Source organism: Olsenella uli DSM 7084, assembly GCF_000143845.1.
Lineage (GTDB): Bacteria > Actinomycetota > Coriobacteriia > Coriobacteriales > Atopobiaceae > Olsenella > Olsenella uli.
On record NC_014363.1, the window covers coordinates 1,945,457 to 1,969,052 of the forward strand.

Below are 23,596 nucleotides of genomic sequence, written 5' to 3' on the forward strand. Positions count from 1 at the left end.
AACGCCTGCGGAAGCAGGTTTTGGAAGCTATCGACCTCGAAGAAGCGCGGGGCAGTGGTGTAGGCGACGTAGAGCGCGGGGATGATGGTGGTGATGGCCAGGCCTCTGGCGAAGTCGCCTTGCCTACGGCACCATCGCTCCCGTTCTCGGTGTACGCCGTGAAGACGGTGCCCACGCCGACGTGCTCCATCGCCTGTTCGTCTCGTACCGAGGAGAGTCCCCCAGCGGCTGCTGCCAGTACTTCTCCGCGACGTAGTGCCGCGCGCGTTGCCGACGCCACGACGTAGTGCCGCACGCGTTGCTGACTCCACGACGTAGTGCCGCACGCGTTGCTGACTCCACGACGTAGTGCCGCACGCGTTGCCGACGCCACGACGTAGTGCCGCACGCGTTGCTGACTCCACGACGTAGTGCCACACGCGTTGCTGACTCCACGACGTAGTGCCGCACGCGTTACAGAAAACGGCGCTATGGCGGCCAACGAAGCCGTTTGTTGCAAAAAGTGGCGCTGTGGCAGTTCATTTGTGCCACAGCGCCGATAATCGCAACGCATGACCGTTTTGTGCCTGACGCCAGAGGACCAGCAGTCGCTCTGCGGTCGACATGGACGGAAGCCTCACGTAAGCCTCGGTCGCCCAGTCGTGAGCGGAATGGTTCCTGAAAGGATTTGCGTACGCGTGGCCTGCGATGCGCGGACGTTCCCCGGCATCCACACGTTCGACCACCAGATACCACCAGACAGGAATAGCGCTCAGGGATCCGAGGCATGCGCGCCAGAAACTCCATGAGCGCCGGCTGCTCGGGCGGGACGGCTCGGGAGGGACGGAACGGGCGGGAACAGCGGGCGACAGCGCCCGTCGCCACGGTGCGGCCTACCCCTCTTCCCCCTCGTCGTCCCCGCCGATCTCTTCCAGCACGCCCAGTGCGACGGGAAGCAGCTCCTCCTTGCCCGTGCGGAACGGGTAGCTGAGCTTTTTGGTCTTGGGGTAGACGACCGCGCGGTGCGCCCTGAGCCTCTGCGCCGCCGCCCGTGGCACCTCGACGCCCTGGTACGTGAGCCTGCCTCCTGCAAGCGAGACGCTCGTCGCACCCAGGCGCCCCGCACGGATGCGGACGCGGGCGCGATCGAAGAGATTCCTGCCCGCAAGCGGCAACGCACCGCAGTCATCCTCGAGCTCACGCTGGAGCGCGTCGACCTCGGCCAGCTCGGACGCAGCAGCGAGCCTACGGTAGGCCAGGACCCGACGGTCCACGTCAGGCAGGTACTCGTCCGCCAGGTAGAAGTCTGCCGGCAGGTTGATGGTAACCTCGGACCGGACGACCTCGTCCGTCTCGCCACGTGCCTCGCTCACGGCCTCGCCCAGCATCTGGGTGAAGAGGTCGAAGCCCACGCTCGAGAGGTTGCCGTGCTGCTCGGCTCCCATGAGCGAGCCTGCACCGCGAATCTCGAGGTCGCGCATGGCGATGCGCATGCCGCTGCCCAGGTCCTGGTACTCGTTGATGGCCGTCAGGCGATCGGTGGCCTCGGGCGTGAGGGGGAGCTCGCCGGGGAACATGAAGTAGGCGTACGCCTGGGTGCGGCCGCGCCCCACACGTCCTTTCAGCTGGTAGAGCTGGGCAAGGCCCAGGCGCTGCGAGTCCTCGATGATGAGGGTGTTGGTATGCGGGTTGTCGATGCCGCTCTCGATGATGGTCGTTGCCACGAGCACGTCGATCTCGTGCTCGGAAAACGCCAGCATGATGTCCTCGGCCTGGGTCGCGCTCATCTTGCCATGCGCCACGCCCACACGCGCCTCGGGAGCGGCCTCGCGGACGCGCTCCACCGCATCCTCGATCGTGGTGACGCGGTTGCTGACGTAGTAGACCTGTCCCTCGCGCCCAAGCTCCGCACGGATGGCCTCGGACACCAGGTCGGGATCCCACTCGCCCACCGTCACCCTGACCGGCAGCCGCCCGGGCGGGGGGGTGAGGATGAGGCTCATGTCGCGCACGCCGCTCATGGCCATCTGCATGGTGCGGGGGATGGGCGTGGCCGAGAGGGTCAGCACGTCCACCTGCTCGCGCATGTTCTTGAGCTGCTCCTTGTGCTGCACGCCGAAACGCTGCTCCTCGTCGATGATCACGAGTCCCAGGTCGTGCGGGTTGACATCGGACGAGAGCAGGCGGTGCGTGCCGATGAGGACGTCGACCGTCCCCTTCGCGAAGCCCTCGAGTGCGCGGCGCTGCTGGGCGGGGGTCACGAAACGCGAGAGCACCTTGACCGAGAGGTCGAAGGGCACGAAGCGCGAGAAGAAGGTCTCGAAGTGCTGCTGGGCCAGGATCGTCGTGGGACAGAGCACCATGACCTGGCGTGCGTCCTGGCAGCACTTGAAGGCGGCGCGCAGGGCGACCTCGGTCTTGCCGAAGCCCACGTCCCCACAGAGCAGGCGGTCCATGGGCTTGGAAGCCTCCATGTCGGCCTTGATGTCCGCTATGGCGCGGGCCTGGTCGATCGTGACCTCGTAGGGAAAGCTGGACTCCATCTCCTGTTGGGCGGGCGTGTCCGGGGCAAAGGCGTGCCCGCTCACGGCCGAGCGCCGCGTGTAGAGGTCCACCAGGTCGAAGGCCAACCGCTTGGCCGAGGCGCGGGCCTTGCCGGTGGCGCGCGACCAGTCCGCAGTGTTCAGGCGCGTGAGCCTGGGGGAGCTGCCGTCAGGCCCCACGTAGCGTGTGATGCGGTCCACCTGCTCGAGCGGGACGAAGAGCTTGTCTCCGCCGGCGTACTCCAGGAGGAAGTAGTCCCTCTCCCGCCCCGCGACCTCCTGGCGGACGATGTCCGAGAAGAGCGCGATGCCGTGGGTCGCGTGGACGACGTAGTCGCCCGGCTTGAACGGAAAGGTGACGCTTGTCGGGTCCGCCCTGCGTGCGCGGCGACGCTTGGCCATGCGGACCGTGAGGTCCGAGACCGAGAGCACGGCCAGCCGTGCGGAGGGCACCACGATGCCTGCGGGAATCGGGGCGTCGAAGAAGGTCACCATGGCGCGGGCGAGGGGCGCGGGCGACGTGGCGGCGTCCGGCGAGGTCACGGGGACGCTGTTCTCGGATGCCGTGGCAAGCGACTCCACGAGGGGAATGCCCTCGTCGGTGAAGCTGAGTTCGAGGGCCTCTCGAGCGGCGCGATCGGGCACCGCGAAGGCCACGGACATGCCGTCGGCCACCATCTGGCGCACGCGGCCCAGGAGCTTGGCGTCCGACCCCGCGATGCCCGGCTGCCTCACCTGGATGCCGACGGTACCGGCACCACCCGACTTGGCACCTGCGGCGGCACCCGCGATGACGCCCGCACCGGCACCCGCCCGCAGGATGGACGAGAGGGACAGGCGCTGCTGCCTGCCAAAGTCAAGCTCGCGCGGAGGTGTGAACAGCCCCGCAGGCGAGAGATGCGCCGCGCGGGTGGCGGCCGCGATCTCGTCATCGGCGCGCATGCAGTCGTCAAAGAGGGCGCGTGGCTCGGCAAGGACCACGAGCGTATCGCCCGCGATGTGGTCGATGGGGCTCGCAGAGGAACCGTAGAGCTCGACCAGGTACTTGTCGAGCGTGGGGTCTGCGGCGCGACGCTCGATGAGCTCGAGCTCAGCCGCGACCTTGGCGCTCTCCTGGGCCCTTGAGTAGAGGGCGCGCCTGGCGAGGGCAACCGTATGGTCGCTCAGGGCAATCTCGCGGCATGGCGTGACCACGACCTCGGCGAGTTCGCCAATGGTCTGCCCCGTCGAGGGCAGCATCCGACGCACGCGGTCGACCTCGTCGCCAAAGAACTCGACACGCACCGGTGCGCTGGCCTGGGCGGGATAGACGTCGACGGCATCGCCATGCACGTGGAAGGTGCCCGGCACGCTAACCCCGCCCGCATCGCCGGCGTCGACGTAACCCATGCCCACGAGCAGGCTTGCCGCTTCCTCGAAGGCGACCTCGTCTCCCACCGCGAACGCGCTCGAGGCAAAGTAGCCAGAGCCCACGGGGGGCACGCGGCGCAGCAGCGAGCGGGCACTCGCCACCACCAGGCAGTCCTCCCCCGCCGAGAGGCGCGCGATGGCGTTGCAGCGTGTGCCGACCACCGCATCGTCAGGCGCCTTGTCGGCCCATGGCCAGTCGCGACGCTCGGGATAGCGGCAGACGACGCCGGCTCCCAGCCAGGCGGCAAGTGTGCGAGCCGCACGGTCCGCAGCCTCCTCGCCCGAGACCACGAGCAGGCAGGGACGGGGGTGGTCGGCCCAAAGGGCCGCAAGCAGGAGGGGTCGCGCGCTCTGGGCTATGCCGAGGGTGGCATCGTCGCCCGCACGCAGGTCTGCGAGCAGGGGCGCGAGCTCTGGGGCAGAGAGGAGCTTCTGCGACACGCGGTTGATGAACATCGCATCCCAATCAGACAACGGGGCAACAATCAGACGTCGGAGGCAGGCAACAGGAAGCCCAAGGTCAGCAACCTTGGGCTTCCGAGGCCAAGCCAATTGCACGAGCACAGGGCCAATCTCGGTACGATCACATCATGCCATGGTACGACTCCATCGCACCGCAGCACGGCCACATCATGCCACAACGCCCGTGCACACGATTTCAAAACGCGTGCACGGGGCTTTTTCTGAGCTGGGCTTTTGCTATCCGTGTGCACACGATTTCAAAACGCGTGCACGCGCCACGACATGGATGGGGCGTACGCCGCACAGACCCGCGCATACGCCCCACGACACACGGACGTGTACGAAACGCCGGGCGACGACGCCCGCGCACGCCATACGGCCCCTACGCCCTCCCGCTCCCCTCGGCCAGAGACGTCAGGAACTCGGAGGAGGCCGCAAGCGCCTCGGCATCCGCCTGCCAGCTCCAGTTGCCCTCCGCCACGCCCGGCACATTCATGCGCGCGCGGTCATCCAGCAAAAGCACGTCCTGCAAAGGGACGATCGCGACATCGGCCGAAGTCGCCAGCGTCACGTCGAGCAGACGGCGCGCACGCTCCACGTCGGCGGCGGAGGCGGCACCATCCGCATCAGGACCAGATCCATAGCGCTCGGCGCACCAGCCCACGAGCGTCTGGGTGTCGTGCGTGCCGCTGTAGACCATCTTGTGGGGCTGGGGCACATAGGAGTCGCACGGGTCGCCGTCATAGAACTGGACCACGTCCATGCCGGGGAATCCCGTCGCGGCCACAAGCGCGCGGACCGCCGGGGTCACGGTCCCCAGGTCCTCGACCACGACCGGCAGCTGACCAAAGCGCTCGGCAGCGCGGCGGAACAGCTCCAGGCCAGGCCCGAAGTTCCAGGCACCCTCAAGCGCCCCCTTCCCATCCGGGATGGCATAGTAGGACGAGAAGCCCAGGAAGTGGTCGAGACGGACGTAGTCATAGAGCCGGAAGGCGCGCTCGAAGCGGCGCAGCCACCAGTCGTAGCCCGTCGCACGCATGGCGCGCCAGTCGTAGGTGGGGTTTCCCCAGAGCTGACCGTCCTTCGCGAAGGCATCGGGCGGACAGCCCGCCTGACACGAGGGGTTACCGTCCTCGTCGAGGCAGAACAGAGGGCGCTCCGCCCAGACGTCCGCGGAGTCAGCCGAGACGTACATGGGCATGTCGCCGATGATCTTGATGCCCAGCCTATGCGCATGGCGGCGCACCTCGTCCCACTGGCGCATGAACTCGTACTGCACCGCGCACTCGCGCTGGACGCCGACGACGAGCTCCTTCGAGCGGGCGAGACGGGGCGACCAGCTGCGGTAGCGCTTGGGCCACGTCTGCCAGCGCTTGTCGCCCAACAGCCCCTTGATCGTGCGGAAGGTGGCGTAGGGCAGGAGCCAGCGCTCGTTCTCCTCGAGGAAGCGACGGTATTCCGGCGTCCCCTCGAAGTCCGTGTGAAACGCCGTGGGGCCCTCCCCCTTGGCCGGCGTGCCCCACATGAGCGCAGGGTTGCCCGCAAACGCCGAGGGACCCGCATAGGGAGAGCCATGGCGGTCCGTGGGGTTGACCGGCAGGACCTGCCAGTAGCGCTGGCCGGATACGGCGAGGTAGTCGATGAAGCGGTACGCGGGCTCGCCAAGGGTCCCGGGGCGCCCCGGCTGATCGACGTTGGGGATGGACGTGATGTGGCAGAGCACCCCCATGCCGCGCGGCATGGGGGCCTGCAGGCGGCGCTGGCGCTGGAAGCAGAGCACCGAACTGCCGAGGGGCCAGAGGAAGACCTCCGCCTCTCCCCCCTCGACCTTGGGCGTACGTCCGCTCACGACGTCATCGACCACCTCGAGTGGGGCGGGCACGCGGACGGTCCGCGACTCGTGCAGGCTGGCGTTCACGAGCACGCACACCTGCATGTCGACATCGCGCCTCCAGAAGCCAAAGACGTCATCGCCGAGGCCGAACGGCTCGAAGTCGCCGGTGGTCAGGGCGGGCAGCGTCTTGCGGACGGCGATGGCGTTGCGGTAGATGGCGCGGCAGTCCTCGTCCTCGTGACCCCAAGGGTAGGACGCTCGGTCGTAGGGGTCCGAGTAGCCCTCGAGGCCCGCCTCGTCCCCGTAGTAGACGCAGGGCACGCCCGGCAACGTCATCTGCAGGAGCGCGGCGAGCCAGAGACGGCTCACGGCCATCCTGCGGTGGTCCTCGTCCAGGCGGAAGCGGTAGCGCCCGTCGTCATCGAGGCTCTCGGGCGACGGGGCATCCCCCAGGACCGTGAGCAGGCGGATCCTGTCGTGGCTCCCCAGCAGGTTGAGGGCGCTGTAGGTCGCGTCGTGTGGGTAGTTCTCGTAGAGCGACTCCAGGGTATCCGCCAGCTCGCGGGCGCCCATATGGTTGGTGAGGTAGCCCTTGAGCGCATGGCGCAGGGGGTAGTTCATGGTGCCGTCGAGCTCGCGCCCCTGAAAGTAGTGGCGCAGGCGACCATAGGCGACCTTGTGGGTCGCGTCCTCCCACACCTCGCCGATGAGCAGGGCATCAGGCTTCTCGGCCAGGGCCGCCGCCTTGATGTCGGCTATGAACTCGTCGGTCAGCTCGTCGGCGACGTCCAGGCGCCAGCCGCGGGCACCCAGGCGCAGCCACTTGCGCACGACGCCGTCACGCCCGCAGATGAGCTCGCGGAACTCGGCGCTGTCCTCGTTCACGTCGGGCAGGTCGTCGATGCCCCACCAGCTCTCATAGCTGCCATCGTCGTTGAAGGTGAACCAGTCCCGGTAGCGCGAGTGCTCGCTCACGAAGGCGCCGTCGGGGTAGTTTCCGTACTTGTTGAAGTAGAGGGAGTCTGCCCCCACATGGTTGAAGACCCCGTCGAGGATGATGGATATGCCACGGGAGCCGGCCTCCGCGCAGAGGCGCGAGAAGGTCTCCTCGTCGCCCAGCATGGGATCGATCCTCAGGTAGTTGGCCGTGTCGTAGCGATGGCTGGAGGCTGCCTCGAAGATGGGGTTAAAGTAGATGACCGTGATGCCCATGGACTCGAGGTAGGGCAGCTTCTCGCGTACGCCATCCAGGGTTCCCCCGTAGAAGTCCCAGACGGCGATGCGTCCATCGGGTGTGCGGTCATAGCGGGGATAGGTGCCCCAGTCCTCGACCAGCCGGCGCTCGGGACCCCGGCGCGGCGTTCCGAGCGAGGCCGCGACCCTCTCCTCCCACCCCTTCCCACGGGCAAAGCGATCCGGGAAGATCTGGTAGGCGATGCCACCCTTGTACCACTCGGGCAGCTCGGGGCGCAGCCGCTCGAAGACGGTGATCTGGAACGAGGGGGGCTCGCCATAGGCAAAGGCGCCCTCGCCGCAACCGTACTCGCGCGCCGCCCCATAGCGCCACACGGCGCCGTCCGCAGCGGTGATGTTGAAGCTGTACCAGATGACCTCCGGGGTGCTGGGCTCGAACGTGCGCGTGAAGCGCAGGTGGTCGCCGACCTCCTCGCCGTCCATGTCGAGAAGGAGCTCCCCCTGCTCGTCCACCCACAGCCTCAGCCGGGCGGTTGCGGCCGGCTCGTCCCAGACATCAATTGACAGAGAGACGGCGCCGCCCACTTGAACGGCGCCGAAGGGTCTTCTGTACGAGATGTCCGAGGTGTTGTGCTTTGCCCTCAAATCTGCCTCTTCTATCTGTAGCGAGCTATCTCGGGATGGAGGCCATGGTAGATGTCAAGGTACTCGACCGCCGCACGCCTCCAGCTGAAGTCGCTCCCCATGGCCTGCGCCTGTAGCTTAGCCCATGCCTCGCGGTCCGTCCAGAACACCTCGCAGGCGGCCAGCAGGGTGTCGGCCATCTCGTCGGCGTTCATGTTCGCGAAGCGGAAGCCCGTCCCCTCGCCGGTGAAGCGGTTGTAGGGCTGGACGCTGTCCTGGAGTCCCCCGGTCTCGCGCACGACGGGAAGCGTGCCGTAACGCATGGCGATCATCTGGGAGAGGCCGCACGGCTCGAACTCGGACGGCATGAGCAGGATGTCACCACCCGCGTACATGCGGTGCGACAGCGCGTTGTCGAACGCGATGCGCGCGCACATCCGGTCGCCATAGGTCCAGTCGAAGTACCTGAACGCGTCCTCCTGGTCCTTGTCGCCCGTGCCCAGGATTGCCACCTGCACGCCGCGCTCCATCAGGCGGTTCATGGCATAGCGCACCAGGCCCAGGCCCTTCTGGTTGGTAAGGCGTCCGATCATGACCACCAGCGGGCGCGACGGGTCCTCCGCCAGGCCGAGCTCGCGCTGGAGCTCCGCCTTGTCCTGACCCTTGCCGCCAAGGTCCTCAACCGTGTAGGTATGGGCGATGTAGCCATCCGTCGCGGGATTCCAGGTGTCGACGTCGATGCCGTTGAGGATGCCGCAGAGCGCCGCAGAGCGCCGACGGAAGATGGCGTCCATGCCCTCGCCGTAGAACGGCATCTGGAGCTCGTTGGCGTAGCTCGGGCTCACCGTGGTGATGAGGTCCGAATAGCAGAGCGCGCCCTTCATGAAGTTGACGGAGTCGCGGTCACAATAGAGCTGGCCCGCCGCGGTGGGGTTGTCGGCCAGGCCCAGGATGTCGCCTAGGACCTTGTCGCCATACTGCCCCTGGAACTTCACGTTGTGCACCGTGAAGACGGTCTTGACGTTGCGGCAGGCATCGGAGGACATGTAGAACTCGCGCAGGAAGACGGGGGCGAGCGCCGTCTGCCAGTCGTTGCAGTGGAGCACGTCGCACTGCAGCTCGGGCAAGAACTGGATGGCCTCGCAGATGGCCTTCGAGAAGAACGCGAAGCGCTCGCCGTCGTCGAAGTAGCCGTAGATTCCGTCACGCTTGAAGTAGGCCTCGTTGTCCACGAAGTAGAAGTCGATGCCCTGGAACGTGAGCTTCTCGATGCCGCAGTAGACGTTGCGCCAGGAGAGGGGGACGTAGAAGTCCGCGACGTGCCTCATCTGCTCCTGGTACTTCTCCGGGATGGCGCCGTACTTGGGGAGGATGACGGCGACCTTGGCACCGGCCTCCTTGAGCGCCCTCGGGAGCGACCCCGCGACATCACCCAGGCCGCCCGTCTTCACGAACGGGACGGCCTCGGAGGCCGCGAGGAGGATCCTGATTTTCCTTCTGATCCTGTCAGACATATGGCTCAATCCCTACTCCGAGGCCTTTTCCTTGATGAGCAGAGCCTCGGGGGTACCCCTCAGCTCGGTACCAGCAGGAACGACGTTGTTGCGGTCGACGATCGCGTTCTCGACGCGCGCACCGCTCTCGATCGTGCAGCCCTGCATGATGATGGCGTTGTTCACGACCGCTCCGCTCTCGACGACGATGCCGCGGCCGAGGATGGAGTTCGAGACGGTGCCGTAGATGCGGCAGCTGCCTGCGATGCGCGAGTTGGTGACGCGCGAGCCGCCCTCGAACTTCGCCGGGGCGTTGTCGTGCGCCTTGGTCCTGATGGGACGCTCGGCGGGGAACAGCTCGGCGGAGATCTTGGGGTCGAGCAGATCCATGTTGGCGCGGTAGTAGCGGTCCTTGTTAAAGATGGCCGCAGCGTAGCCGTCGAACTCGCAGGTCTGAACGTTGACGCGCTCGTAGTCACCGACCATGGCCTCGAAGAGGTCGAGGTAGTCGGTCTGGGCGTACCACTCGAGCATCTGGAGCAGGAGGGCGCGGCTCATGACGAAGCAGTCGAGGAAGGCGGTGTCACCAAACTCGACGCCGTGCTTGACGCCCTTGACACGCGTGCCGTCGACGGCAAACCCCGTGATGTCGACGTCCTTGGCCGTTGCCTTCTTGGTGAGGACGGTGATGTCGGCGCCCGAGGCGCGATGCGTGGCGGCAAGCCAGTTGTAATCGGCGTTGTAGACGAAGCTCGCCGAGGACAGGACTATGAGCTCGGAGGTGTCTCGCCTGAGGTAGACCTTGTTGTGCTCGAGGTCGCGCAGCAGGAAGCGCGACCCCGTGCGCGAGGTGCCGAACGCAGAGCCCGGCAGGGTGAAGAGGCCGCCCTTCTTGCGGTTGAGGTCCCAGTCGCGACCGGAGCCCACGTGATCGATGAGCGATCGGTAGTTGTACGGCATGACCATGCCCACGGTGCGGATGCCGCTGTTCACCATGTTGGAGAGGGCGAAGTCGACGACGCGATAGCGCCCGAGATAGGGCATGGATGCGACCGGGCGCGTCTCGGAGAGCGCGCTCGGGAACTTCGTGGAGTAGTTTGCCGTGATGAGGCCGATGAGCTTCTCCATTGCTACTCCTCCCCCTTTCCAACGACGACGTCGTTGCCGATGACGGCGGTGTCCCTTGTCTGGTCGACGCTCCCAAGCACGACGTCCTCCTCGACGACGGCGTGCTCCCCCAGGATGGCGCGGGCGATGTGGGCGCCGGCCTTGACGGTGGCGCCGGGGAGCAGCACCGAGTCCTCGACGACGGCACGCTCGCCCACGAAGCAGTCGGTCGACACGATGGAGTGCTGTACCTTGCCATGGATGTTGCTGCCGTTGCCGACGAGGCAGTCTTCGACGGAGCCGTGGGGCCCGATGTAGGCGGGCGGGCGCGTCGAGGCGTTGCTCATGATGGGGGCGCCGGTGTCGAACAGGTCGAACTCGGGCCGGGAGCCCAGGAGGTCCATGCTCGTCTCGTGATAGGACGAGATGGTCCCCACGTCGCGCCAGAAGCCGTTGTACTCATAGGTGTAGAGGCGCTTGCCGGCCGCAAGGAGCTTCGGGATGATGTCCTTGCCGAAGTCGTGCTCAGACTGCTGGTCGATGGCATCCTCGCTGAGGGCCTCGACCAGAAGCTGGGCATTGAAGATGTAGATGCCCATGGAGGCCAGGTTGGAGTCCGGCTTGTTGGGCTTCTCGGTGAACTTCTGGATGCGCTCGTCCTCGTCCTGGGTGATGATGCCGAAGCGGGATGCCTCCTCCCAGGGCACGGGCATGACGGCGATGGTCAGGTCCGCCTCGTGACGCTTGTGGTTCTCGAGCATCTTCTGGTAGTCCATGTTGTAGAGCTGGTCACCCGAGAGGATCAGGACGAAGTCCGGATCGTTCTGCTCGATGAAGCCGATGTTCTGCGTGACCGCATCGGCGGTGCCGGCGTACCACGCACCGCCGGTCTGCGTCGCGTACGGGGGGAGGATCGAGATTCCACCGTCGCTCTCGTCCAGGTTCCAGGCGGCGCCGGAACCCAGATAGGAGTGGAGCAGGTACGGCCTGTACTGGGTCAGCACGCCGACCGTGTCGATGCCCGAGTTGGCGCAGTTCGACAACGCGAAGTCGATGATGCGATACTTGCCACCGAACGAGACGGCCGGCTTGGCGATGTCCTTGGTGAGGACGCCGAGCCTGCTGCCCTGCCCGCCGGCAAGAAGCATCGCGATGCATTCCTTCTTGCTCATAAGCTCTCCCCTTTCATACACGAAAGCAATAACTACTACGACTCAATATGCCAAATATCGGCAGCATACTCACGGATGGTTCGGTCACTGGAGAAGTAGCCGGAGCGAGCAGTGTTGTGCACGGCCGCGCGGTTCCATCCCCGGCGGTCGCCATAGGCGCCGACCAGCTCCTCCCAGGCGCTCACGTAGGTGTAGAAGTCTGCCAGGACGAGGTCGTGGTCGTTGTTGACCATGAGCTCGTCGCGTATGCTCTCGAAGTTGCCCGAGAGGTGCGCGAGCGTCCCGTCGGTCAGCTCGTCGATCACGCGGCCCAGACGCTCGCGATCGCGGTTGTAGAGGTCCCAGGCCCAGTAGGTCCCACCGGCCCTGAGGGCGTCGACCTCCTCGGTGCGCAGACCGAAGATCTTGATGTTCTCCTCGCCCACGAGGTCGCAGATCTCGACGTTGGCGCCGTCGTAGGTGCCCAAGGTGATGGCACCGTTCATCATGAGCTTCATGTTCGAGGTGCCCGAGGCCTCGGAGCCGGCCCACGAGATCTGCTCGGAGATCTCTGCGGCCGGATAGATGAGCTGGGCACTTGATACCGCGAAGTTGGGGACGAACGCGACGCGGATCTTGTCGTTCACGCGCGCGTCGCCGTTGACGGCCTCGGCAACCGAGTTGATCAGGCGGATGACCTCCTTGGCAAAGGAGTAGCTCTGAGCTGCCTTGCCCGAGAAGATGAAGGCCGTCGGACGCGGGTCGAACGAGGGGTCGCTCAGGATGCGGTTGTAGACGTCCAGGATCTTGAACACGTTGAGCAGCTGGCGCTTGTAGGCATGGAAGCGCTTCACCTGTACGTCGAAGACCATGGCGCAGTCGAGCTCGACGCCGCTGGTGCGCCGGATGTAGTCCGCCAGGCGCCGCTTGTCCCAGGCCTTGGCCTTCTCGAACTCCTCCAAGAACGAGGGGTCGTCCTCGTAGCGCCCGAGTTGCGCCAGCTCGTTGGCGTCACGCAGCCAGCCCTCGCCGATGACGTCGCAGATGAGGCGACTGTACGAGGGGTTGGCGTTGCCCAGGAAGCGACGGTGCGAGATGCCGTTGGTCTTGTTGTTGAACTTCTCGGGTTCGAGGGCGTAGAAGTCGTGAAGGGTCTGGGCCTCGAGGATTCCCGTGTGCAAGGCGCTCACGCCGTTGACGGAATGAGAGAAGATCACGGAGAGGTTTGCCATGCGCACCTGACCGTCCCATAGGATGGCCGTGTTGGCGAGCTTCTCCTGCCAGCCCTCGACATCATGGGGGAAGCCCTCGCGGTAGCGGCGGTCGATCTCCTCGATGAACATGTACGTGCGCGGGAGCAGCTCGCGGAAGATGCCGATCGGCCACTTCTCCAGCGCCTCGGGCATGACCGTGTGGTTGGTGTAGCTGATGGTCTCGTGGGCGATCTTGAACGCGAGGTCGAAGTCGACCCGCTTGTCGTCGACCAGGATGCGCATGAGCTCCGGCCCACACATGGCGGGGTGGGTGTCGTTGGTGTGGATGGAGACATGCTTGCCGAAGTCGGCCCATTTGTCGGGGCCGTACTTGTTCTCGAAGGAGCGAAGGATGGTCTGCAGCCCGGCCGAGACGAACAGGTATTCCTGCTTGAGGCGCAACAGGCGTCCATGCTCGCCGGAGTCGTTGGGATAGAGGATCTGTGAGATGGCCTCCGCGTCGGAGCGGAACTTCACGGCCTTGGCGTAATTGCCCGCATTGAACGCATCGAGGTCGAAGTCCTCGGCCGCAGGCTCGGCGCTCCAGAGGCGCAGGTTGTTGACGGTCTTGGCACCGTAGCCGACGATGGGCACGTCGTAGGGCACGGCCTTGATGAGGTCTCCGCCCTCCTGGGTGAACCAGAAGCGCCCCCCCTCCTCGTGGCGCACGACATGGCCGCCAAACTGGACGAGGACCGCAGCCTCGCTCTTGCGCGTCTCCCAGGGGAAGCCGTGCTCGAGCCAGTTGTCCATCTTCTCGACCTGGCGCCCACCCTCGATCTCCTGCCTGAAGAGGCCGTAGCGGTAGCGCATGCCGTTGCCGTTGCCGTTTATGCCCAGGGCGGCCATGGAGTCCAGGAAGCAGGCGGCGAGACGCCCGAGGCCACCGTTGCCAAGGCCCGGGTCCACCTCTTGCGCTACGAGGTCCTCGAGCGTGGTACCCAGCTCGGCGCACCCGGCCTTGACGATAGCACGAATGCCGAAGTTCAGCAGGTAGTTGTCGAGCAGGGGCCCCAGGAGGAACTCGAGCGAGAAGTAGTAGACCTCCTTATCGTCCTTGTGAGAGTCCACCTTGAGGTTGCGGGACTTGTTCGCGATGAGCCCGGCGAGGACGCAGAAGCGCTCCTGCTGGCTCAACTCGTCGTACTTCTTCGCGAAGAACGTCTCGCATGCCTCGCGATACTGGGCGACGAAGTCGTCCTTGTCCTTGAAGAGCTCCCTGTCGCCGTTGGCTGAACCCATGTCTCTCCCTCACTCGGTCTCGGCGCGTGCCGTGTGCGCCGAGGCGGTCGTCTGCTACCTGGATGCCTTGCTGGGTGCCTTGCGGCCCCGCGCCTTGGCGGGGGCCTTCTTGTGGGGCGTCTTGGCGGGGGCCTTCGCCGGGGCAGCGCCCTTCGCCACCGAGCCCCTCTTCGTGCTCCCCTTCCTGGCAGGGGCCTTCTTCTTGGGAAGGGGGCCCGCATAGGTCAGGATCAGGCCTGCCAGAGGCGGCAGACGCAGCTCGATGGACTGGTCGCGCAGGTTCCAGGGCTCCTCCTCGCTCTTGAACCTGACGCCCTCGTTGGTGACGCCCGAGCCGCCGTACCTGAGGTCGTCCGAGTTGAGGCTCTCGACCCAATATCCCGGCTTGGGCAGGCCGACGCGGAACTGCTCGCGCGGGTTGACGTCGAAGTTGATGAGGATGACCACGTCGTCCGCGGGATCGTCGCCGTGACGCACGAACGATATGACCGACTGCTCGCTGTTGTCCGCATCTATCCACTCGAAGCCATCGGGCGTGTAGGCCCGCTGCCAAAGGGCGGGGTGCTCGTTGTAGAAGTGGTTGAGCGCAGCGACGAACGTCTGCTGGTGGGCGTGGGTCTCGTACTGGTCCGCGAGGAAATACTGGATGCCCTCGTAGTAGCGCCATTCGATGAACTGGGCGATCTCGTTGCCCATGAAGTTAAGCTTGGCGCCCGCGTGCGACATCTGGTAGAGGGCCAGCGTCCTCATGCCCGCGAACTGGCGCCAGTTGTCGCCCGGCTGGCGGGTGATGAGCGAGCACTTGCCGTGCACCACCTCGTCATGGCTGAGCGGCAGCACGAAGTTCTCGTTGAACTGGTACATGGCCGAGAAGGTCAGCAGCTTGTGGTTGCCCGGACGCCAGGGGAAGTCGGTCTGCATGTAGTGCAGGGTGTCGTTCATCCAGCCCATGTCCCACTTGAGGTGGAAGCCGAGGCCGCCATCCTGGGGAGGATAGGTGACGAGCGGCCAGGCCGTGGACTCCTCGGCGATCATCATCACGTCCGGATAGTACTTGCCGATCGTGTCGTTGCACTGTTGGATGAAGCGGATGGAGGCGAAGTCCTCCTCGGTGCCCTTGTCGTTGAACTTCTTCTGCCGTGGGTCGTCCACCCCGAAGTTCAGGTACAGCATGCTGGTGACGCCGTCCATGCGGATGCCATCGGCATGGTACTCGCCCACCCAGTAGAGCAGGTTCGAGATGAGGAAGCTGCGCACCTCCCCGCGGTCCAAGTCGAACTTGAAGGTGCCCCAGTTGGGATGCTCCTCCTTCTCGTACAGCTTGTCACCGTTGAAGTGGACCAGGCCGTGCTCGTCGCGGCAGAAGCCGCCCGGGACCCAGTCCAGGATGACCCCGATACCCGCCTGGTGGCAGGCGTCGACGAAGTGCTTGAACTGCTTGGCCTCGCCATAGCGGGAGGTGGGGGCAAAGTAGCCCGTGACCTGGTAGCCCCAAGAGCCGTCGAAGGGGTGCTCCATCACGGGCAGGACCTCTATGTGCGAGTAGCCCATGCGCCTGACGTAGCCCACCAGCTCGTCCGAGAGCTCGTCGTAAGTCAGGTAGCTGCCGGCGTGGTCATCGCTGTCTGGGTCACCGTTGCCGGCCAGGCCGTCATCGTGACGCCTCCAGCTGCCCAGATGCACCTCGAAGATGTTGAGCGGGGACTTCATCATGTCGCGCTTGGCACGCTTGGCCAGGTAGCCCGCGTCTTTCCACGCGTAGCCCGAGAGGTCGGTCGTGCGCGATGCCGTCCCCGGGGGGCACTCCGCGTAGAACGCGTAGGGGTCGGCCTTGTACAGGAGGTCACCATACCTGGTCTCCACCACGTACTTGTACAGGTCACCCGCGCTCACGCCCGCGACGAAGCCCGACCAGACGCCACCGTTCTCGGAGCAGGAAAGGTAATTCTTCTCGATGTCCCAGTCGTTGAAGTCGCCGATGACACGCACGCTCCTGACGTCCGGCGCCCACACGGCAAACTGGTAGCCTGCGACGCCATCCGACGTGGCCGGGTGCGCGCCCAGCTTCTCGTAGCTGCGATACCACTCGCCCTTCGCAAGCAAGAAGAGGTCGTCGCTGGTAAGGGCCAGATCCGCAGAGGAACGGATGTCCATGAGCCATCTCCCAAGGTCGCATTAAGTCCGGTCAAGACGGAAGGCACACAAAAACTACAACAGCCTGTCCCTCCATTCTATTTCATATGTGCCCAATGGGGGCGGCTCTCTTTTCTAAATGTGCCCTGATCGCTCGTCGCCCCACGCTTGCGCAGACGTGCATCCTGCTCGTGCGGGCGTATGGCTATGATTTGCAAGGGAAAGGTGATTTCCAGAGGCATGGACAGAGAGGCCTCCGGAGGCAGATGGAGGAGGGGACATGCCACGCGAGTCGAAGAAGCTCAGGCGCGAGCGCGCCATCGAGTTCTGCCGGAGGATGGGCAGGCTGTATCCCCACGTCGAAAGCGCGCTGGAGTTCCATGACGCGTTCTCGCTCGTGATTTGCGTGCTGCTCTCGGCGCAGACCACCGACGTGGCCGTGAACAAGGTCACGCCCGAGCTGTTCCGCCGCTGGCCCACGCCCGAAGCCATGTCCCAGGCCGATCCCGCAGAGCTCGGCGAGGTCATCCGCACCATCGGCTTCTGGCGCTCGAAGGCGGCGCACTGCGTCGGGGCTTCCCAGATGATCGTTGCCGACTATGGCGGGGAGGTGCCCGGCTCCATGGAGGAGCTCACACGCCTTCCCGGCGTGGGACGCAAGACGGCGAACATCGTGCTCAACAAGGCGTTCCATAGCGTCGAGGGCATTGCCGTGGACACGCACGTCTATCGCATCGCCACGCGCCTGCGCCTGACCAGCGCGCCCACGCCGCTCCAGGCGGAGCGGGACCTTCTCGAGACCATTCCCCGCGAGCTGTGGGGGCCGGTCAACGAGCAGTGGATCCACTTCGGCCGTGAGACCTGCACGGCCCAACATGCCAAGTGCGAGGCCTGCGTCGCCGCCGATATCTGCCCTTCGGCCTTCCAGCCCAACCGCTGGTTCAAGGGCAAGACCGCGCGGGCGAGGCGTCGGTGAGGGCGGCGGGATGGACCGCACGCCCGTATGAGACGCGGCCCCGAGGACGACGCGCGGCACCCCGCACGGCCACGCCGCCCGCGCGGGGCACCCGTTCGCCCCTACGCGCGGGCGAGCGCCTGGTCGAGGTCGGCGATGATGTCGTCCACGTTCTCTATGCCCACGGAGAGCCGGACGAGGTCCTCGGAGAGGTGGGCGGCCCGGAGCTGCTCGGCAGTCAGCTGGGAGTGCGTGGTGGACGCCGGATGGATGATGAGGGACTTGGCATCGCCCACGTTGGCGAGGTGCGTAAAGAGCCTCGCGTTGTCGACTACGTTCAGGCCGCCCCGTCGCCCGCCCTTGACGCCAAAGACCACGACGCCGCCAAAGCCATTGTGCAGCATGCGCGATGCCACCTCGTGGCTGGGATCGCCTTCGAGGCCCGGATAGCGCACCCAGGCAACCTTGGGGTGGCTCTCGAGGAAGCGGGCGACATCCAGGGCGTTGTCGGAGTGGCGCTGGACGCGTAGGCTCAGCGTCTCAATGCCGATCCCGATGAGCTGGGCGGCATAGGGAGAGAGGGTGGGTCCGAAGTCCCGCAGCTTGTTGGCCAGGACGCGGGTCGAGAAGGGCGCGACGGGAGCGGAGTCGGCAAAGACCACGCCATGGTAGGAGGGGTCAGGCCGGGCGATGGTAGCGAACCGGTCGGGGTCGCGCCTCCAGTCGAACTTGCCGCTATCGACAACGGCGCCCCCCAAGGTGGCACCATGGCCGCCGATCCACTTGGTCAGCGACTCTATGACGACGGCCGCCCCATCGTCGGAGGGGCGATAGAGGTACGGGGTCGCAAAGGTGTTGTCCACGAACACGGGTACGGGCGAGGGAAGCGAGGCGGCCGCCTCGACGAGGGCGGGGACGTCCGTCACGTCGACCAGGGGGTTGCCGATGGTCTCCACGAACCAGAGCTTAGTGTTCTCCCTGGTGGCGGCGGTGAAGGCGTCGAGGTCGTTGTTCTCGACGAAAGTCGTCTCGATACCCAGGTCGCCCAAGGTGTGCAGAAAGATGTTCCAGGTGCCGCCATAGAGCGAGTCGGAGGCGACGATGTGGTCGCCCGCACCCGCCAGGTTGGTGATGGCAAGGATCTCCGCTGCATGGCCGGAGGCGACGGCAACCGCACCCGCGGCCCCCTCGATTGCGGCGATGCGCGCGGCGACGGCATCGGTGGTGGTGTTGGTCAGGCGACCGTAGACGTTGCCGGACTTGGCGAGCGCGAACTTGGCGGCACCGTCCGCAGCGTCATCAAACTGGAACGCGGCGGAGGCGTAGATGGGCAACGCCGCAGAGCCGGTGGCGGGATCCGGCGCCAGACCGGCATGTACCTGTAGGGTATCGAAGTGCTGGGCGGGGTCTTGGGCGAAGCTGGGATCAAGCTCGAATGCCATGGCGTACTTCCCTTCGGTGGTCGGCTATGCCGAGTATCTATCGTCAATCGCTATCATCAAATGATATCCCGTTGGAAAATCCCAGCTATATCCAGTGGCCCATCTTTCCCACAAACTATTGTTTACGCAGTTAGAACACTATTAGTTGCTTATGATCGAATGTTATCGTTTATATAGATAGCAAATTGGATTACCAAGTCTCGACCGAGGAAGCGAGCGCAGGGGGTTGGACGCCATGAGAAATCGGATGCGACAAAACTGGCGGTTATGTGTATTCCCAAAGGGGCACATGTGATGCCGACGGCCCCAATCCGGACTCAATCGGTAAAAATCGGCCCCCATTCGTCTGAAAAACGACCAAATGGGGACCAAAACAGTATGTCCGATAAAGAAGTATTAGTTGTAGCCACACATAACTGCCAATTTTGTTACATCTGGCTTTTGCTACGAGATCTCGCCCACGCCGCACAAAGCGCAACCTAATAGCCCCATCGACAGTTTCACCCGGCCACCAGTCAACCTGACAGTCAGCTGGTCTGGCGACCAGCTGGTCCGATGGCGAGGCTAGTAGTTGATGGACTGCTCCTCGAAATAAGACTGCGGGTGATTGCAGACCGGGCAGACGCTCGGAGCGACGGGGCCAATGTGCAGGTGGCCACAATTGAGGCACTTCCACACCTTGACGCCCTCGCGGTCGAAGACCTCACCCTTCTCGACGCGCTCGACCAGCTTGTTGTAACGCTCCTCGTGGTGCTTCTCGACTTCGCCAACCAGACGGAACTTGGCGGCGATCTCTGCGAAGCCCTCCTGCTCGGCGGTGGCAGCGAAGCCGGGATACATGCTGGTCCACTCGTCGTTTTCGCCCGCAGCGGCATCCTTGAGGTTGGTCAGGGTCTCGGGCACGGTCCCGCCATGCAGGTACTTGAACCACATCTTGGCATGCTCGCGCTCGTTGCCTGAGGTCTCGGCGAAGATGTTGGAGATCTGGACGTAGCCGTCCTTCTTGGCCCTGCTGGCATAGTAGGCGTACTTGTTAGTTGCCATGGACTCGCCGGCAAAGGCCGCCTCGAGGTTCCTCTTGGTCTGCGAGCTCTCGAAATCGACTGCCATGCGCAAGCTCCTCTCTCGTTGGTTTGCAGCATCACTCCCCCGTGACGCGTGCCTGTCGCTAGCGTAACACCCGCCATTGCCTATGCAAGCCAGATACCGTCGCGCAGACGGCAAAAACCCTCTTTGGCCAGCTCCCCGAGGATCGACTCCACGTCCGCGACCGAAAGGCACGTCCTCCCCCTTCTCTCCTCCCGCTCGCCCAGCTCGTCGGCGATGGCGGCAGCGCTCGCACCACCTCGGGTGTCCGTGCGATGGGCCAGCAGGATGCGAACGACCTCCGCGCGCTTCTGGCGATGGCTCCCCTCGAACTTGGACTGGCGCACATGGGAGGCGGAGCGGCGCGAGGGGTTGGGCAGCGTTCGCTTGAGGTACGCACCGTAGTCGAGAAGCGCGTAGTACCAGGTGCGCGGGTCGTCGTTGGGATCGCTGTCGTCCATGGGGCAGCTACGCTCCACCAGCGGCAGCAACTCGCGATCCGTCACGTCGACGGCATCCGGGTAAAGCTCGTGGATGAAGACGGAGCGCACGTTGGTCTCGAGGTAGACGCCGGGAAGGTTATAGGAGAAGGCTCGGATGCCCGCCGCCGTCGCAGGACCGATGCCAGGCAGGGCGAGGAGGTCCGCATACGCGCGCGGCATCTGGCCTCCCCGCGCGGAGACCATGCCCGCCGCCTTCCAGAGCGAGAGCGCACGCCGGTTGTAGCCCATGCCCTGCCACTCCTCCAGCACGTCGGCCGAGTCCGCCGCGGCAAGTGCATCCGGGGTGGGGAAGAGCTCCACCCAGCGCTGCCAGCGGCCATCCACACGCGTGACCTGGGTCTGCTGGAGCATGACCTCGGAGATCCAGACCTGGTATGGGTCACGGGTCCTGCGCCACGGGAGGTCGCGGTAGAGCTCGGCGCCGCGTGCGAGCACAAGACGCCTGAACGACTCGAGCGTCGGGTCCTCTCCCATGCGGGCCTACCGGGCGCTGGGCACGTCGCGTGGCGCCTCGGAGGCGTCGGCCAGGCGGAAGTGGCTGCCCTCGTCCAGCATGGGATGCTTGTGCTCACAGACAACCTGGTAGAGGGTAACGGAGTCGAAGTAGTCACGCAGGATGCGCTCGGCCTCGCACCAGATGGGGTTGTAGTGGCACTCGGAGCGGAAGGGGCAGGGGCCCTCGTGGCCGCCCACAGTGTCGCAGGAGGAGATGTAGATGGGTCCCTGGATAGCCTCGACGACCTGACGGACCGTGGTCCGTCGCGGGTCGACGGCAAGCCTCATGCCTCCCCGCGAGCCGCGCGTGCTCTCGATGATCCCGGCGCGCACGAGATCATGCTGGATGGAGCGGGCGAACGAGTAGGGTATGTTGTCCTTCTCCGATGCAGCGCGCACGGAGATGATGCCGCCTTCGCTGCGCACGAGCTCGGAGAGCATGCGCAGCGCATAGTCCGTCTTCCTGGAGATGTCCACGTTGGCACCCTTCCTTCGAGAGGCGCGGCACCCGACCGCAGCCCCTGGTCACTTCCGGTCCGACCACCTGCCGTCCATCGCCTACTTCCAGTCTAGGATCTCCCAGTTGCGTTTCTTGGACGTATGCTTGAGCGATGCGCCGGGACTCACCGCGAACGGCTTGTCTGCGGCACCGAGCAGGTCCTTGTCCGAATGGTGGTCGCCATACGCATAGGCGATCACCCAGTTCCCCTTGCCCAGATGCTCATCCGCCCAGCGCACCACGGCGCGCGTCTTGGCGGGGCCCGCCACGACTTCGCCCTCCACCTCGCCGGTGTAGCCTCCGTCCGCGCTTCGCTCCATGTCGGTTGCCACCAGGCCGTCAACGCCCAGGTATTGGGCAGCAGCCTGGGCGATGTCTCGAAACGTCGCCGAGACGAGCAGCGTCACGCAGCCCTCGTCCCTACAGTGCCGCACCTCGTCCATCGCCGCAGGGCGATAGCGCCTGAGCAGCACCGCATCATGGAAGCCGCGCATGAGGGCACGGACCTCGCCGGGAGTGCGTTCGGACAGCGCCGAGAAGATGATCTCGCGGGACTCGTTCTGGCGATACGGCAGGTGCAGGACGTAGCGGGCGCCCCACCAACCCAGTCGCAACGCACTTGAAAGCGAGAGGTAGCCGCGAGCGAAGAGGTAGCGCGAGAAGAGCGAGCCCGACTGGCCGCTGATCGTGGTGCCGTCGAAGTCGAAGACGGCGAGGCGGGCCGGGTTCTGTGGGCTGTAAGTCCTCTGCTGGGGCACGCGGTTCCTCTCTGACGGGCTCTTGCGCAAGCCAGCCGTGGCATGCGCAGGGTAAAGTGTATGCCAGCGGTGGCATATATGGGACGCAAATCCTGCCTTTGGCAGACAATTCCGCAGGCAGAAAAAGGGACCCCGGATGCACCGAGGTCCCCAGACAGGCGAATGGCGGGATATGCGGGACTTGAACCCGCGACCTCCGACGTGACAGGCCGGCGCTCTAACCAGCTGAGCTAATACCCCGAACAAGAGAGCCCCGGTCGCCCGAGGCTCTCGAAGGCTACGAATGGCGGGATATGCGGGACTTGAACCCGCGACCTCCGACGTGACAGGCCGGCGCTCTAACCAGCTGAGCTAATACCCCGTTCATCAGTGCGGGAGTAATAATACACAGGAGGGCCGCGTCTTGTCCACCCCTTTTTTGCATGCGGCGCCCTACATACCCTCTGCACAACGCCCCAGTCCCGCCGCCTCGCGGCAGGGCGACGTCGCTGCGGCCGCACCCGCCGGCGCAGCCGCGCTACGCCAGCGCGACCGTCGTCGTGCTGCCACTCGAGTCCGTGACGACGAGGTTGGGGTCCTCGAGCGAGACCGAGACGAGCTCCCCCTGGCCACCGACTGCGTTGCCGTCGGCATCGACCACCTGCGTGGGCAGGCCACCGGCACCCATCGTGTACGCGATGACGTCCCAGCTCCCGTCAGAGAGGTTCTCGGGGATGACGAGGGCGCCGTTGTACAGGACGAGCTGGACCGGAGTTCCGCTCAGCGTGAAGAGCGTGGTACTGGAGCCGCTGGTCGATGAGGCCGACTGCGAAACGAGGTCATAGCCGCCCGTATCGTTCTGCTTGAGGTAGTACCGGGTGCCGCGGTACTCGATGGCACCCTCGATGGCCGTCTGGGTCTGCTCGACCTCCTGCTGGGGCGTCTCGGCGGGCTTGAAGGTCATGATGCGCTGGAACAGGAAGGCCCCGCCGCAGAGGAGGGCGACGACGAGCAGCGCGATGGGGATGATGATGCGCCTGTCCCCCCTGACCTTGGTCTCATGGCGCTCGAACTGCGGCGCGTGTGCGCCATGCAGGCGCATGTCGCCGCCCAGGCCGGCCCGGCCCCGCAAGTTCGCCGAGTTCGGGGAGGTGCGCGAGACATTTTCCCTGTTCTCGACGGTGGCGCCTTCCCCCACCTCGATGCGACGGAACGAACCCGTCGCGGCGGGATCCAGCACGGGACGCGGCGCGTCCTGCTCGGTCGAGTCGCTGCCTATGACGGGAAGGGCCTCGCGCAGGTTCGCGCGGCGCTCGTCGGCTCCCGGGAAGCGCTGGGCCGCAGGGGCAGCCTGCTGCCGCGTGGATGCGCGCGACGGGCGTGCGCCGCCCGAGCCCGCGGCGTGCCTGCCGTGGCGCGGCGCGGACGAGCTGCCGCTTGCGTGCTGGGACATG

The 23,596-nt window shown here is 65.5% G+C and carries 14 protein-coding genes and 2 tRNA genes; 1 reads left to right on the top strand and 15 read right to left on the bottom strand.

Translation table 11 applies throughout. From position 1 onward, the window contains the following. Nucleotides 1-872 precede the first annotated feature (872 nt). The 7 genes from mfd to glgB form a co-directional block, all read right to left on the bottom strand. Nucleotides 873-4,388 (bottom strand): transcription-repair coupling factor, encoded by a 3,516-nt coding sequence (mfd, locus tag OLSU_RS08525; protein WP_013252543.1) that lies wholly within the window; start codon nucleotides 4,386-4,388, stop codon nucleotides 873-875. Nucleotides 4,389-4,776: 388 nt separating this feature from the next. Next, nucleotides 4,777-8,067 carry a 4-alpha-glucanotransferase gene (locus OLSU_RS08530; RefSeq protein WP_013252544.1) on the bottom strand — a complete coding sequence of 1,097 codons (3,291 nt, stop codon included), beginning with the start codon at nucleotides 8,065-8,067 and terminating at the stop codon, nucleotides 4,777-4,779. An 11-nt stretch (nucleotides 8,068-8,078) separates the two neighbouring features. Further along, nucleotides 8,079-9,560, bottom strand: coding sequence for a glycogen synthase GlgA (glgA, locus tag OLSU_RS08535; RefSeq protein ID WP_013252545.1), 1,482 nt, complete (start codon nucleotides 9,558-9,560; stop codon nucleotides 8,079-8,081). A 12-nt stretch (nucleotides 9,561-9,572) separates the two neighbouring features. Continuing rightward, nucleotides 9,573-10,667, bottom strand: coding sequence for a glucose-1-phosphate adenylyltransferase subunit GlgD (glgD, locus tag OLSU_RS08540; protein WP_013252546.1), 1,095 nt, complete (start codon nucleotides 10,665-10,667; stop codon nucleotides 9,573-9,575). A gap of 2 nt (nucleotides 10,668-10,669) precedes the next feature. Beyond that, nucleotides 10,670-11,818: a glucose-1-phosphate adenylyltransferase gene (locus tag OLSU_RS08545; RefSeq protein ID WP_013252547.1), complete on the bottom strand. Its 1,149-nt coding sequence runs from the start codon at nucleotides 11,816-11,818 to the stop codon at nucleotides 10,670-10,672. 35 nt (nucleotides 11,819-11,853) lie between these two features. Next, nucleotides 11,854-14,292, bottom strand: coding sequence for a glycogen/starch/alpha-glucan phosphorylase (locus tag OLSU_RS08550; RefSeq protein ID WP_013252548.1), 2,439 nt, complete (start codon nucleotides 14,290-14,292; stop codon nucleotides 11,854-11,856). Between the two features lie 54 nt (nucleotides 14,293-14,346). Then, the gene (gene glgB / locus OLSU_RS08555; RefSeq protein WP_013252549.1) at nucleotides 14,347-16,446 is read right to left on the bottom strand and encodes a 1,4-alpha-glucan branching protein GlgB; all 2,100 of its coding nucleotides are present in this window, start codon (nucleotides 16,444-16,446) and stop codon (nucleotides 14,347-14,349) included. Nucleotides 16,447-16,705: 259 nt separating this feature from the next. Here glgB and nth point away from each other — a divergent pair, with 259 nt between their 5' ends. Further along, nucleotides 16,706-17,401 (top strand): endonuclease III, encoded by a 696-nt coding sequence (gene nth / locus OLSU_RS08560; RefSeq protein WP_013252550.1) that lies wholly within the window; start codon nucleotides 16,706-16,708, stop codon nucleotides 17,399-17,401. Nucleotides 17,402-17,502: 101 nt separating this feature from the next. On the opposite strand, the gene OLSU_RS08565 is transcribed toward nth, so the two are convergent. From OLSU_RS08565 to OLSU_RS09210, 8 genes are all read right to left on the bottom strand, one after another. Then, nucleotides 17,503-18,822: an O-acetylhomoserine aminocarboxypropyltransferase/cysteine synthase family protein gene (locus tag OLSU_RS08565; protein ID WP_013252551.1), complete on the bottom strand. Its 1,320-nt coding sequence runs from the start codon at nucleotides 18,820-18,822 to the stop codon at nucleotides 17,503-17,505. A 564-nt stretch (nucleotides 18,823-19,386) separates the two neighbouring features. Next, nucleotides 19,387-19,932: a rubrerythrin gene (gene rbr / locus OLSU_RS08570; protein WP_013252552.1), complete on the bottom strand. Its 546-nt coding sequence runs from the start codon at nucleotides 19,930-19,932 to the stop codon at nucleotides 19,387-19,389. A gap of 80 nt (nucleotides 19,933-20,012) precedes the next feature. Further along, nucleotides 20,013-20,885: an HhH-GPD family protein gene (locus OLSU_RS08575; protein WP_013252553.1), complete on the bottom strand. Its 873-nt coding sequence runs from the start codon at nucleotides 20,883-20,885 to the stop codon at nucleotides 20,013-20,015. A gap of 6 nt (nucleotides 20,886-20,891) precedes the next feature. Beyond that, nucleotides 20,892-21,383 carry an RrF2 family transcriptional regulator gene (locus tag OLSU_RS08580; protein ID WP_013252554.1) on the bottom strand — a complete coding sequence of 164 codons (492 nt, stop codon included), beginning with the start codon at nucleotides 21,381-21,383 and terminating at the stop codon, nucleotides 20,892-20,894. 81 nt (nucleotides 21,384-21,464) lie between these two features. Next, nucleotides 21,465-22,163, bottom strand: a complete 699-nt coding sequence (locus tag OLSU_RS08585; RefSeq protein WP_013252555.1) for an HAD family hydrolase — start codon at nucleotides 22,161-22,163, stop codon at nucleotides 21,465-21,467. A gap of 163 nt (nucleotides 22,164-22,326) precedes the next feature. Further along, nucleotides 22,327-22,403 (bottom strand) — tRNA-Asp (locus tag OLSU_RS08590). A 44-nt stretch (nucleotides 22,404-22,447) separates the two neighbouring features. Then, a tRNA-Asp gene (locus tag OLSU_RS08595) sits at nucleotides 22,448-22,524 on the bottom strand. 156 nt (nucleotides 22,525-22,680) lie between these two features. Next, nucleotides 22,681-23,595 carry a hypothetical protein gene (locus tag OLSU_RS09210; protein WP_013252556.1) on the bottom strand — a complete coding sequence of 305 codons (915 nt, stop codon included), beginning with the start codon at nucleotides 23,593-23,595 and terminating at the stop codon, nucleotides 22,681-22,683. Nucleotide 23,596: the final 1 nt, after the last annotated feature.